8 protein-coding genes are annotated in these 13,048 nt (G+C 68.5%); all 8 read right to left on the bottom strand.

Translation table 11 applies throughout. From position 1 onward, the window contains the following. Window positions 1-385 precede the first annotated feature (385 nt). Window positions 386-2,611, bottom strand: a complete 2,226-nt coding sequence (locus AC1PK7_RS11505) for a methyl-accepting chemotaxis protein (protein ID WP_481098221.1) — start codon at window positions 2,609-2,611, stop codon at window positions 386-388. Between the two features lie 167 nt (window positions 2,612-2,778). After that, a complete protein-coding gene (locus AC1PK7_RS11500) occupies window positions 2,779-5,160 on the bottom strand; it encodes a methyl-accepting chemotaxis protein (protein ID WP_481098220.1) in 2,382 nt (793 codons plus the stop codon). 100 nt (window positions 5,161-5,260) lie between these two features. Further along, window positions 5,261-5,641, bottom strand: a complete 381-nt coding sequence (locus AC1PK7_RS11495) for a hypothetical protein (RefSeq protein WP_244667628.1) — start codon at window positions 5,639-5,641, stop codon at window positions 5,261-5,263. A gap of 176 nt (window positions 5,642-5,817) precedes the next feature. Continuing rightward, window positions 5,818-6,312 carry a chemotaxis protein CheW gene (locus tag AC1PK7_RS11490; RefSeq protein ID WP_010343304.1) on the bottom strand — a complete coding sequence of 165 codons (495 nt, stop codon included), beginning with the start codon at window positions 6,310-6,312 and terminating at the stop codon, window positions 5,818-5,820. A gap of 121 nt (window positions 6,313-6,433) precedes the next feature. After that, on the bottom strand, window positions 6,434-7,216 hold the full coding sequence (locus tag AC1PK7_RS11485; protein WP_420009922.1) for a flagellar brake protein: 783 nt from the start codon (window positions 7,214-7,216) through the stop codon (window positions 6,434-6,436). Between the two features lie 59 nt (window positions 7,217-7,275). Beyond that, a complete protein-coding gene (locus AC1PK7_RS11480) occupies window positions 7,276-9,483 on the bottom strand; it encodes a methyl-accepting chemotaxis protein (protein ID WP_481098219.1) in 2,208 nt (735 codons plus the stop codon). Next, window positions 9,480-9,983 (bottom strand): hypothetical protein, encoded by a 504-nt coding sequence (locus AC1PK7_RS11475; RefSeq protein WP_481098218.1) that lies wholly within the window; start codon window positions 9,981-9,983, stop codon window positions 9,480-9,482. The genes AC1PK7_RS11480 and AC1PK7_RS11475 overlap by 4 nt, the downstream gene beginning before the upstream one ends. Before the next feature lie 276 nt (window positions 9,984-10,259). Further along, window positions 10,260-12,758: a methyl-accepting chemotaxis protein gene (locus tag AC1PK7_RS11470; protein ID WP_481098217.1), complete on the bottom strand. Its 2,499-nt coding sequence runs from the start codon at window positions 12,756-12,758 to the stop codon at window positions 10,260-10,262. Between the last annotated feature and the right edge of the window lie 290 nt (window positions 12,759-13,048).

Raw genomic sequence — 13,048 nt, 5'->3', positions numbered from 1 at the left:
CGGCGAGGACGTGGCGAGGCGAGGGCGGCGACAGGGGGCAGGCGCGGCGGAGGCCATCCCGGACGGTGCGCAGGCGGCTCCAAGGTTTCCGGTGGGGCCGCGCAGCGGAGAGCGGGTGGGCGGCGCTGGCGGGCAAACGCCGGCCGGTGCCGGGCCTGCGCGTGCGTGCGACAACGCGGCATCGCCACGGGAGGCTGGACGATGGTGGACGGCGAAGGCTAGGCATCACGTGCTCCCTGAACGGTCGCGGTCGTGACCCGGCGGTGTCGTGCGCGGATCACGGAGCGTGATCCTGTTATCGACTCGTGCGGCGATTGCTTGAACCGCGCCAGGGGGCGAATCCTCGCGCGTCGCGTGATTGTTCCTATCGCAGCGGTATTGGCGCTCAATCGGCCCCGACGGTCGGGCCGGCCGTGCGGACCAGCCGCAACGGCGCCTGCCGCGCCGCGGTGCGTGCCGTTGCCGGTGGCGCGGTACCTACGCCGCCGTCCGCACCGGCCGGCGCCGCGTCCAGCCGGAACACCGCCGCCGCCTCGCCGAGCCGGCGGCCTTGCTCTTCCAGCGCCCGTGCCGAGGCGCCGGCTTCCTCGACCACGGCGACGTTCTGCTGGATCGCCTGGTCCATCTGCGCCACGGTGCTGCTGACCTGCTCGATGCCCATCGACTGCTCCCGCGAGGCCGCGGCGATCTCGCCGATGATGTCGGTCACGCGCTGGACCGAGGTCACGATCTCGCTCATGGTGCGGCCGGCCTGGTCGACCAGGGCCGAGCCCTCGCTGACGCGACCGACCGAGTCGTCGATCAGCGTCTTGATTTCCTTGGCGGCGTTGGCCGAGCGCTGCGCCAGCGTCCGCACTTCGCTGGCCACCACGGCGAAGCCACGGCCCTGTTCGCCCGCGCGTGCCGCTTCCACCGCGGCGTTGAGCGCCAGGATGTTGGTCTGGAAGGCGATGCCGTCGATGACGCTGATGATGTCGGCGATCTTCTTCGACGAGGCCTCGATGCCGCTCATGGTCTCGACCACCCGGCCGACCACGTCGCCGCCCTGCGAGGCCACCGAGGCCGCACCGACCGCCAGTTGGTTGGCCTGGCGCGCGTGCTCGGCGTTCTGCTTGACCGTGGAGGTCAGCTCCTCCATCGACGCCGCGGTCTCTTCGAGATTGGCGGCCTGCTGTTCGGTGCGGCGCGACAGGTCCTCGTTGCCGGTGGCCAGTTCGGTGGTGGCGCCGTGGATGCTGCGCGCCGCTGCCTGGATGCGGCCGACGATGTCGGCAAGCTGGTCGGCGGTGGTGTTGGCATCCTCGCGCATCCGTGCGAACACCCCGTGGAATTCGCCGTGCATGCGCGCGCTCAGGTCGCCGGCGGCGATGGCCTGCAGCAGCGTGGACAGCTTGCCCAGGTTACGGTCGCTGACCTCCATCATCGCGTTGAGGTCCTGCACCATCAGCCGGAAGTCGTGCTGGAAGTGCATGGCATCACCGCGCGTGCTGAAGTCGCCGGCCGCGGCCGACGCGGCCAGGCGCTTGATCTCGGTATTGATCGCCAGCAGGCTGGCCTTGGCCGCGTCCATCGACTCGTGCAGCACCGCGCGGCTGCCGGGCAGGCGGCGGGCGTCGCGGCGCAGGTCGCCGTTGGCGTACTCGTTGAGCACGGCGATGGCATCGACGATGGCGTCCAGGTGCTCGAACATCATGCGGTTGATGCTCGCGGCCAGGTCGCCGTACACGCCGGGAAAATCCTCCGGCATGCGGTGGGACATGTCCTTGTCGGCGTGCAGCACCGCCATCTGTGCGGTCTCGTTGGAGAAGCGCTCCAGCATCCGGATCATCTCGCCGGTGGCGCCCAGCATCTGGCCGGTCTCGTCGCGGCCGGGATTGTCGATGCGCACGCTGAGGTCGCCACGCGACACCGCGCGGATCGCTTCCAGACTGCGCGCCACCGGGCGCAGCACCGAGCTGCCGATCAGCCAGTTGATGCCGAAGGTGAGCAGCACCAGGATGCCGCCGGCCAGGGTCATGACGCCGGTGAAGATCAAGGCCTGCCCCTGCACGTCGTCCATGTAGACGCCGGTGCCGATCACCCAGTGCCAGGGCGCGAACGGCGCGTTATAGGAGACCTTCTCCACTGGCTTGTCGTTGCCGGGCTTGGGCCACAGGTAGTCGACGTAGCCGCCGCCGGCCTCGGCCACCTTCACGAACTCGCGGAACACCGGCTTGCCGTCGGCGCTGAGCACCTGGCCGATGTCCTTGCCGACCAGGTCCTTGCGGGTGGGGTGCATCAGCATGGTCGGGTGCATGTCGTGCACGTAGAAGTAATCCACTCCGTCGCGGGCACGCATCGACTCCAGCGTGCGCAGGGCGGTGCGTTGCGCTTCCTCCAGCGGCATGCTGCCCTTGTCCACTTCCGCGGCGTAGGCGCGTACCACGCCCAGCGCCAGTTCGATCTGGCCCTTCAGCGCCTGCTCGCGGGTATTGCGGATGTCCAGGTACTGCATCCGCGCAGCGATCACCGCCAGCAGGACGATGCCGGCACCCAGCAACACGGTCTGCCACAGGAACTTGCGGCGCAGCGGCAGATCCGAGAGGCGGGTGAGCAGTGAGCGAGACGACATGGACGCGGTCCTTGGAGGTGTTCACTAGGCTTTAACGGCCGCGATCGCGATGAAGTTGAGCGCGCGGCGCGCCGCCTTGTAGACAATTCACGCCTTGGCGCGGCGGCAAAAAAAATCCCCGGCGCGAAGGCCGGGGATGGGAAACGCTGCGACAGGCTGGGCCGGCTTCAGAATTCCTGCCAGTCCGAATCGGCCAGCGCCGGTTCGGCCTTGCGGGCGCGCACGGCGGGTTTGGCGGGAGCGACGGCCGCCGGCTTCTTCGCCACCGGTGCCGGCTTCGGCGCGGCCACCGCGTGCGGAGCATGCGTCGCCACGGCCTGTGCCGACTTTTCGACACGGAAGATCGACACGGCTTCGGTCAGCTGGCCGGCCTGTTCTTCCATCGAGCGGGCGGCAGCGGTGGCTTCTTCGACCAGGGCGGCGTTCTGCTGGGTGGTCTCGTCCATCTGGGTGACGGTCTGGTTGACCTGTTCGATGCCGGCCGACTGCTCCTGCGAGGCGGCGGCGATCTCGCCCATGATGTCGGTGACGCGCTGCACCGAGGCGACGATCTCGGTCATGGTCTGGCCGGCCTGGCGCACCAGGGTCGAGCCGTTGGCCACCTGGCCGACCGACGCGTCGATCAGGCCCTTGATCTCCTTGGCGGCGTTGGCCGAGCGCTGGGCGAGGGTACGCACTTCGCTGGCGACCACGGCGAAGCCACGGCCCTGTTCGCCGGCGCGCGCCGCTTCCACCGCCGCGTTCAAGGCGAGGATGTTGGTCTGGAAGGCGATGCCGTCGATGACCGAGATGATGTCGCCGATCTTCTTCGAGGACGCCTCGATCCCGCTCATGGTCTCGACCACCCGGCCGACCACGTCGCCGCCCTGCGAGGCCACCGAGGCCGCACCCGCGGCCAGCTGGTTGGCCTGGCGCGCGTGCTCGGCGTTCTGCTTGACGGTGGAGGTCAGTTCCTCCATCGAGGCGGCGGTCTCTTCGAGGTTGGCGGCCTGCTGCTCGGTACGGCGCGACAGGTCGTCGTTGCCGGCGGCGATCTCGCCGGCCGCGGCATTGATCGCGTTCGCCGCCTGCTGGATGCGGCCGACGATGGCCGCCAGCTGCTCGGCGGTGGCATTGGCGTCGTCGCGCATGGTCGCGAACACGCCCTGGAAGTCGCCGTGCATGCGCGCGGTGAGGTCGCCCTGCGACAGCGAGGTCAGCAGCTTGGACACTTCGCCGATGCTGTCGCCGTTGGCCTGCAGCAGGCCATTGAGCTGCTGCGCCAGTTGCAGGAAGAAACCGTGCTTGCCGTCGAGGCCGACGCGCCCGCTGAGGTCGCCGGCGGCGGCCTCGCGCACGATCTTGGCCACTTCCTGTTCGACCTGCGCTTCCAGGGTGCGGTCGCGCGATTCGCAGACGAACCCGATGTGGGTGCCGTGCTGGTCGCGGATGGCGGTGATGGTCTGGGCGATGCGCGCGTCGACGTAGGCCATCTCGCGTTCCATCACACCCTTCTTTTCCAGCTCCGCCAGGGTCTTGGGATCGTGCTGGTTGCCGTACTCCAGCACGGTGACCGGCGAGCCGACCAGCGGCAGGCTCGAATCGAAGGCCGGCGCCACCGAGTGGATCTGCTCGGCGTACTTGTCGGTCAGGCCCTGCATCGAGGGGTTGGCGTAGACGATGTTGTAGTCCAGGTCGACGATGAACATGCCGGTCGAGGAATTGTCCAGCGCGGTGCGGATGCGCAGGTTCTCGGCAGCCACCGCGGCGTCGCGCTCGATGCGCCCGCGCAGGTCCTGCTGCATGCGCTTGAGCGCCTGCATCAGTTCGCCGAATTCGTCCTTGCCGTTGGCGTCGATATGCCCGTCGAGCTTGCCGCCGGCTACATCGCTGGCCACCTTGACCGCATCGCGCACGCTGTTGGCCAGCATCCGCCCGAACAGGACGGCCAGGCCCACTGCCGCGCCGAGGCCGATCAGCAGGCAGATCAACAGGGTCGCGGAGGCCTTGCTGTAGGTGCCGCTGGCGGCATCGGCCGCGGCCTTGGCCTGGCGGTCGTTCTCGGCGATCAGGGCGACGACGTCGTCCACCACCTTGTTGTGCAGGGTGCGGGTCTCGCCGGTGAAGGTGTCGATGGCGTCGTCGTGCAGGTCGAGTTGCAGCATCTCGTCGACGGACTGGTAGGAGGCGCTGGCCTTCTTCCAGTCGGCGACCAGGCGCTCGTAGATGGTCTTTTCCTGCGGGCTGCCGATCTTGGGCGGATACTGGGCCAGGATCTGGTCCATCTGCTTCTTCAGCGCGACCTTGCGCGCGGCCGATTCCTTCTTCAGCGCATCGCTGCTGCGGATCAGGCTCTGGTAGGCCGCGTTGCGGTACTCGCCGAGGATGCCGCGCATTTCGCCGCCGGTGCGCACGCTCGGCACGACCTGCGCCGACACGTTGCTGGCCACGCCATTGAGCGAGTGCAGACCGCGATAGGCGGCCACGCCCTGGATGAGCATCAACGCCAGCACGACGCCGAACGCCAGCATCAGTTTGGGCATCACCTTGAGATCTTTAATCCACTGCATGAGCGCGTTTCCCGTAATTCGGAGGGGGCGACAAGGGCAAGAACGGCAAACGCCGCCGCGCCGGACCGCATGCACGGGTCCAGCACGGCGGCGCCGGGGCTTACTTGATGGTGGCCAGCTTCAGGCTGGACGGCGCGCTGACCTGGATTTCGGCGCGCGAGCTGTCCCGCTCGATCTTGCCGATCACGCACACGTCCTTGCCTTCCAGGGTCTCCGGCGGGAAGCCGAACTTGCTGCGGTCGGCGCCGGCGATGCGGGCGGAGAAGGTGTGGCGCGGGAACATGCCGCCCATGTACAGGAAGGTCGGCTCGCCCTCGGAATTCTGCGCGTACTTGGCTTTCTCGACCTTGCCGCAGACCATGCCGTCCTTGCCGACGAACCGGGTGGCCATCTCCGGCGGGATCATCTGCTGGGACTGGGCGAAGGTGCTGGGGCTGGCGGCGAGCAGCAGGACCAGCAGCATGGGAAAGCTCGGTTTCATGGAACGACTCCTTGAGGGCGGGGGGATGAAGTGAGGGCCGTGTGATGCCGGCCACTCTTCAGCTATCGGCCTGAAACCGGTTAACTTGATTCTCACAAGTGATAAACAGTTCGCATTTCAAATAAAAAACCCGCCGGGCGGCGGGTTTCGTCTACAGCCCGGCGGCGCAGGCCGCGTCAGGCGGCTTCGTCGACGTGGGCGTGTTGCTGGCCGAACTCGGCGCTGTCGAGCAGGGTCTCGATATCCAGCAGGATCAACATCTTGTCGTCCTGGGTGCCGATGCCCGAGATGAAGCGGGTGTCGACCGCGGCGCCGAACTCGGGAGTCGGACGGATCTGCTCCTGGTTCAGCGGGATCACGTCGGAGACGCTGTCGACCACGATGCCGACCACGCGGTTCTCCACGTTGAGCACGATCATCACGGTGAAGGCGTCGTAACGGGCTTCCTTCAGGCGCAGCTTCAGGCGCAGGTCGATCACCGGCACGATGGTGCCGCGCAGGTTGATCACGCCCTTGATGTACTCGGGGGCGTCCGGGACCCGGGTGACCGAATCGTAGCCGCGGATTTCCTGCACCTTGAGGATATCCACGCCGTAGTGTTCTTCGCCGAGGGTGAAGCTGAGGAATTCGCCGCCAGTGGCGTCGGAGGTGGAGCTGGTCTTGTCGTTCATCGTGTGCTCCTGGTGCGCACGGGATTGCGGGTGGTGGCGTAAGGGGAAAGCGCGACTCTGATGCTAGATCGGCGCGGTGGCGGCGAACTTTAGGCCCCGAACGGCGCGCCGCTGCCGGCGTTCAGGAAAGTACGCCGCTCTTGCGGGCGCTGCGCTGGCGCTCGATGCGGAACACGTAGCGCTGGATCGCCGCGTCGGCGCCGCGCGGCAGGTCCTGGAAACGCATGCCCACGCGCAGCGTGTCCTGGCCGTTGGCCAGCTTGGAGACATACATGTTGCAGACCTGCAGGGTCAGGCGGATGGCATCGGCATCGGGCAACTGCAGCACGCAGTTGGGATAGCTCTGCTGCAGCTGCGGCATGGGCTGGCCCTGCACCAGGGCCACGGCCAGACCGCCGCCGCTGATGTCCACCACGCGCAGCTTCAGTTCCACCTTGCCCTCATCGTCCTCGAAACGCAGCACGCACAGCGGCGAGTCGGTGATCGGGGTCTCCAGGCGGAAATGCTCGCGCCGTTGCAGGTAGTACAGCGATTCCGGCAGCGCGGCGCGGAAGCCCGGCTGGCCGTCGTCGTCGGTGCGCTGCGGGGATTCGATGCGGAAACGCACCCGCACCTTGTCCAACTGGGCGAAGCACAGCAGGTATTCGGCCTGCTCGGCGGCGCGGTTGGAGGCCTCGTTGACGCTCAGGTCCAGCAGCAGGCTGTCTTCGTCCAGGTCCAGCAGCGCGGTCGAGAACGCCTGGTCGCGGCCGCCCACGTGGGCGCTGACCTGCGAACGCTGCTGGATCAGCGACTGCAGCAACTGGCGGATCTGCCTTGGCTTGGTCAGCAGGAAACGATCGTCCTCCACTTCTTCTTCCGGCGAAGACGGGACAGGGGAGTCGCTGGGGATGCCTTCGGCCATGGTGGACAATGCGTACTGGTGGTGGGTGAGGCGGCGCGCGTCGGCCCGCCCCACGCATGCTATCGGCTGAGCACGGCGTTTTTGTAGACCGGACGCACGTTGCCGACTGTGGCACTGGCACCCAGCGGCGGGCGCTGCTCCAGGGTGAAGGATGCCACGGCATGCGCCAGTGCGCCGGCCTCCTGTTCCATCGAGCGGGCGCTGGCGCTGGCTTCCTCGACCAGTGCGGCGTTCTGCTGGGTGGCCTCGTCCATCTGCGCAACGGTCTGGTTGACCTGCTCGATGCCGGCCGACTGCTCCTGCGAGGCCGAGGCGATCTCGCGCATGATGTCGGTGACGCGCTGCACCGAGCTCACGATCTCCTGCATGGTCTTGCCGGCCCGGTCGACCAGCGCCGAGCCTTCGGCCACGCGGGTCACCGAGTCGTCGATCAGGCCCTTGATCTCCTTGGCGGCGCCGGCCGAGCGCTGCGCCAGCACCCGCACCTCGCTGGCCACGACGGCGAAGCCGCGGCCCTGTTCGCCGGCACGGGCGGCCTCGACCGCGGCGTTGAGCGCGAGGATATTGGTCTGGAACGCGATGCCGTCGATGACCGAGATGATGTCGGCGATCTTCTTCGAGGAGGTCTCGATGCCGCTCATGGTGGCGACCACCTGGCCGACCACGCTGCCGCCTTGCGAGGCGACGGCCGCCGCACCCACCGCCAACTGGTTGGCCTGGTGCGCATGCTCGGCATTCTGCTTGACGGTGGAGGTCAACTCCTCCATCGACGCAGCGGTTTCCTCCAGGCTGGCGGCCTGCTGCTCGGTGCGGCGCGACAGGTCCTCGTTGCCGGCGGCGATCTCGCCGGCGGCGGTGTTGATCGCATCCGAGGCGCCTTGGATCTGCCGCACGATCGCCGACAGTTGCTCGGCGGTGGCGTTGGCGTCGTCCTTCATGTTCGCGTACACGCCCTGCAGGTCGGCATCGATGCGCCGCGACAGGTCGCCCTGGGCCAGCGCGCGCAGCATCTGCTGGATGTGGCCCAGGCCGGAGGCCCCAGCGGCGAGCATGGCGTTGATCTGTTCGCCCAGCTGCAGCAGGAAGCCGTGCTTGTCGTCCAGGCGGATGCGCCCGCCGAGGTCGCCGGCGACCGCACCGCGCACGATGCCGGCGATCTCCTCTTCCACCGCCACTTCCTCGGTGCGGTCGGCCCATTCCACCACGAAGCCCAGGCGGTTGCCGGTCGCGTCGGTGACCGGATTGACGATCAGGCGCATGGTGTGGCCGCCGACGCGGATCTGCGCGCGGTGGGTGCCCTTCAGCTCGGCGAGCATGCGCGCCTGGTGCTCGGGATGGCGATGGAACACGTCGATGGTCTTGCCCAGCAGATCGCTGGCATCGAACTGCGGCAGGTCGCGGCGCAGATCGTCCTGCACATCAGTCAGCATCTGCAGCAGCGGCCGGTTGACGTAGACGATGCGGCGATCGGCGTCGGCGATCATCACGTTGGTGGTGACGTCGTCCAGCGCGCTGCGGATACGCAGATTCTCGCGCTGGGCCTCGCTGTCCTGCTCGCGGCTGCGCAGCAGTTGCGCGTTGGCCGCGACCAGGGTGTGGGCGATGGAGCCTTCCGGCAGGTCGAGCGCGCGGATCGCGGCCGGCAGCGGCTGCTGCTGGGCGATGGCGCGTGCGGCCTGCGCCAGGTCGTGCGGATCGTGGCCCACGTCCAGCAGTTGCCGGCGCATCTGCACCGCCATCGGCACCAGGATCGCGGTTTCCACGGCCACGTACAGCGCATGGATGGCCAGGATGCCGATGCCCGCGTCGGCGGTGAACGCCAGCACCGGCAGGCCGCGGTGCTGCAGCCAGAAGAACAGCACGTGATGCACGGCGATGGCCGCAGCGGCGACCACGATCGGCCGCCAGTCGCGGTAGTACAGCAGCAGCGCGATCAGCAGGATCACGCCGAAGTGCACCTCGATCATGCCGCCGGACTGCTGGATCAGCACGGCGGCCTGCACCATCAGGCCCAGCGCAACGGTGCAGCGGCTCAACAGGCTGCCCGGGTACAGCTTCACCTGCAGGGCAACGATGGCCAGGGTCGGCAGGCTGACCGCCAGCCATGGTGTCCACGCGGCGGCATGCCAGGCGGCGGCCAGGCTGGCGAGCGTGGCCACGACGGACACCGCCACGAACAGCCGGTCGGCCTGCGCCGCCAGTTTCTGCAGGTAGACGTAGCGCTCGTTGCCGACGAGAAAATGGCCTTGGGTAGGCGAGGCGCTCATGCAAGGGGTTCCTTGGAGTCGGTGGGACAGCTGCACTGGGCAGGAGAGATCAGCGGCGAGGTATCGCCGCTGGCCAGCAAGCGTGGGATCAGCGCGGCGGCGGCGATGGACGTGCCGCATCCGGCCAGTTGCGCCGGACCGGCATAGATCAGGCGCGCGTGCGCATCGAACACGATCAGCGCATACGGCAGCGCCAGCGGCGCCGGGCGGTCGCGCAGGTCCACGCTGTGGATGCCCGGCAGCGCGAGGGCCGCAGGTACGGCGCAGGCGCAGCCGGCCACGCGCAGGCGAAACGCGACGGCCCGGCCGGTGGGCAGGGCGGTGGGGGCGAACGCCAGCAGGCGTGTGCGGATGGCCTCGGCACTGTCGGCCGGTGGCGGGGTGGCGAGTGCCACCAACCGGGTGGCCGCCCAGATGCTCCAGAGCACCAGCAGCAACAGCCCCCATGGCACGCGGGCGAAACGTCGCGAGCGGTGCGTCGTGGCGGAGAGTGCCTGCATGGGAAACCGGCCAGCGCGACGCCGGTACTCACCGGCTGCTCACGTTATCGACAGCACCTATCGTTCCTTAAAGTGGCATTCATCACAATTCACGCGGTGGTAACGACGCTGATGTCTGTGTCTTGCGAAAACGTGATGCGCATTGCCGGAAACGCGCTCGGCCGCGGAATCGGTCCGCGGCCGAGTGGTGTGTGGGATGAGGCCTTGGTGTGGGACGGGGCTAGAGGCCTGGGTGCGACAGATGGCGCTTCTTGTTGCGCCACTGCCCGCGTGGACTCAGGCGAAGGCGTGTGCCGGCGTGCGTGCGGCCGGCACCGCCGCCGGGCGTAGCGACGATGTCGCCGCGTCCACCTTGAATACTGCCACCGCCTGGCGCAGTTGCCCGGCCTGTTCCTCCATGGAGCGGGCGGCCGCAGTGGCTTCCTCGACCAGTGCGGCGTTCTGCTGGGTGCTCTCGTCCATCTGGGTGACGGTGCGGTTGACCTGCTCGATGCCGGACGATTGCTCCTGGGAGGCCGCGGCGATTTCGCCCATGATGTCGGTGACGTGCTGCACCGAGGTCACGATCTCCTGCATCGTGGTGCCGGCACGCTCGACCAGCGCCGAGCCTTCGGCGACGCGGCCGACCGAGTCGTCGATCAGGCCCTTGATCTCCCTGGCGGCGTTGGCCGAGCGCTGGGCGAGGGTGCGCACCTCGCTGGCGACCACGGCGAAGCCGCGGCCCTGTTCGCCGGCACGCGCCGCTTCGACGGCGGCATTGAGCGCCAGGATGTTGGTCTGGAAGGCGATGCCGTCGATCACCGAGATGATGTCGGCGATCTTCTTGGAGGAGGTCTCGATGCCGCTCATGGTCTGCACCACCTGGCCCACCACCATGCCGCCCTGCGATGCCACCGAGGCCGCGCCGGCGGCGAGGCGGTTGGCCTCCCGCGCGCGCTCGGCGTTCTGCTTGACGGTGGAGGTCAATTCCTCCATCGACGCAGCGGTTTCCTCCAGGTTGGCGGCCTGCTGCTCGGTGCGGCGCGACAGATCGTCGTTGCCGGTCGCGATCTCGGCAGCGGCGCCGTTGATGCTGACTGCAGCGGTCTGGATGCGGGCGACGATGGCGGCCAGTTGTTCGGTGGTGGCGTTGGCGTCGTCGCGCATGGTCGCGAACACGCCCTGGAACTGGCCGTGCATGCGCGCGGTCAGGTCGCCGGCGGCAATCGACTGCAGCAGCGAAGACAGCGCCTGCAGGTTGCCGTCGGCGGTGGCCATCAACTGGTTGAGGCTGTCGACCATCAGGCGGAAGTCGTATTGGAAGCGCTCGGCGTCGCCGCGCACGCTGAAATCGCCGGCCGCCGCGGCGCCGGCCAGGTGCTTGATCTCGGTATTCATCGCGGTCAGGTTGTGCTTGACCGTGTCCATCGTCTCGGTGAGGCGGGCTTTCTCGCCGGGCAGGCGCTCCATGTCCTCGGACAGGTCGCCGATGGCGTAGCGGCCCATGATCTGCGCCAGGCGCTCGGTCACCGCGATGTGCGCGGCGGCCAGGGCATTGCTGTCGCGGACCATGCGCCCGTAGTCGCCGGGGAAGCTGCTTTCGTCCATGCGGTAGCTGGTCTGGCCCACGTCGTGGCGCCGCGCCATCTCGGTCTGTGCGGCCAGCACTTCGCGCAGTTGTTGCTGCATGCGCTGCATGTCGGCCAGCAGCCGTCCGCTTTCGTCGCGGCTGGGAACCACGATCCGGGCGTCGAGGCGGCCTTCGGCGATGTCGGCGGCGACGCCGGCAGCGCGACGCACATTGCGGGTCAGCGTGACCAGCGTATGCGCGCAGATCGCCGCGATCAGCAGGGTCAACACGCCGAGCCCGGCCGCCGCGGTCCACATCGCCTGCAGCGACGCGTCCAGGTGCCGTTGCGACTGGCGTTGCAGCGCCTGCAAGGCGGTGGCGCTCAGGCCGTGCAGGGCCTCGTCCCAGCCGTGCAGCGCTGCGTTCCAGCGCTGGTCGGCGTCCGCGCCGCCGCTGTCCAGGGCCTGCGCCAGTTGCGGCAGGGCGCGGTCGGCGACGGCGGCTTCGTTGCTCACCGCCTGCGTCAGCGCCGGATCCTGCTGCTTGAGCAGGCCAAGGGCCTTCTTCAGTTCATGCCGCAGGCGCGCCTGGTCGCGCGCCAACTCGCCGATCTGGGCGCGCAGGACCGGGGTCTCCGTGCCCGCCTGGGACGGATCCTGCATCGCGTCCAGTCGGGTCAGGGTCTGGCTGGTCACCGGGGCGTAGATCAGGCTGCTGACCACCAGGTGGTAGCTTTCCACGTAGGGCGTGTAGACCAGTTGGCTGTCGTCGCGCAGGGCGTCCAGCGCGTCGTCGGCCTGGTCTGCGACCGCCGCAAAATCGTTGCGCCTGGTCTGCAAGGTCTGCTGCAGCTGCGCCAGCGCCGCCGTGCTGCGGTCGAAGCCGGGCAGGGCCGGCACGGTCCGTTGCAGTTCGCCCAGCGCCCGGTCCGCGGTCTCGCGCGCCTGCGCCGCATCGGCGGCGCTGCCGACCTGTTCTTCCTGCAGGGCCGCCAGCAGCGTCAGCATCTGCCGCAGTGGCGCATAGCTGCGCAACTCGGCGCGGCTGACCTCCACGCCGTCGTTGAGCGTGCGGGTGTACAGCAACAGCGGAATGACCAGGCCGAGCAGGGCCAGGACCCCGATCAGGCTGAGTTTGCGCGCGATGGGGAGGTCGTGCCAGATCCGCAAACGGGAGCGGCGTTCGGAGGCGGGCGGAGCGGCGTGGTTCGCGGAGTGCGACGTCATTGCGCGGGTCTCGGAGGAAGAGCGAAAGAAGGCCTTCGCTCCGGGCGGGGAGCGCAGGCCATGGGAATGCGGGAAACGTGGCGGCAGGGAACTTCGCCTGGGCGGGGTGACGTGTGCGACGGGGATCGCGCGCGCTCGTCCGACTCGGGCATTTCTTTAGCGGCGGCGTTAGACAAAAATTGAATCTGTGATCGGTGCCGGTTAGACGTTCATCAGGGTTGTGGCATGGGCGTGAGGGTCGGAGCACATACGTCGCGCCGCAGCATGCGGATGCAGCCCGACGCGGGAAT

Source organism: Xanthomonas sp. NCPPB 3174, from assembly GCF_056725205.1.
Note: the sequence above shows the minus strand (reverse complement) of the source record. Positions and strands in the feature narration are given on the sequence as shown.

Coding starts and splice junctions, on each gene's coding strand:
- AC1PK7_RS11505 (WP_481098221.1), bottom strand. CDS start 2,611: ATGTCGTCTCGCTCACTGCTCACCCGCCTCTCGGATCTGCCGCTGCGC.
- AC1PK7_RS11470 (WP_481098217.1), bottom strand. CDS start 12,758: ATGACGTCGCACTCCGCGAACCACGCCGCTCCGCCCGCCTCCGAACGC.
- AC1PK7_RS11480 (WP_481098219.1), bottom strand. CDS start 9,483: ATGAGCGCCTCGCCTACCCAAGGCCATTTTCTCGTCGGCAACGAGCGC.
- AC1PK7_RS11475 (WP_481098218.1), bottom strand. CDS start 9,983: ATGCAGGCACTCTCCGCCACGACGCACCGCTCGCGACGTTTCGCCCGC.
- AC1PK7_RS11500 (WP_481098220.1), bottom strand. CDS start 5,160: ATGCAGTGGATTAAAGATCTCAAGGTGATGCCCAAACTGATGCTGGCG.
- AC1PK7_RS11495 (WP_244667628.1), bottom strand. CDS start 5,641: ATGAAACCGAGCTTTCCCATGCTGCTGGTCCTGCTGCTCGCCGCCAGC.
- AC1PK7_RS11490 (WP_010343304.1), bottom strand. CDS start 6,312: ATGAACGACAAGACCAGCTCCACCTCCGACGCCACTGGCGGCGAATTC.
- AC1PK7_RS11485 (WP_420009922.1), bottom strand. CDS start 7,216: ATGGCCGAAGGCATCCCCAGCGACTCCCCTGTCCCGTCTTCGCCGGAA.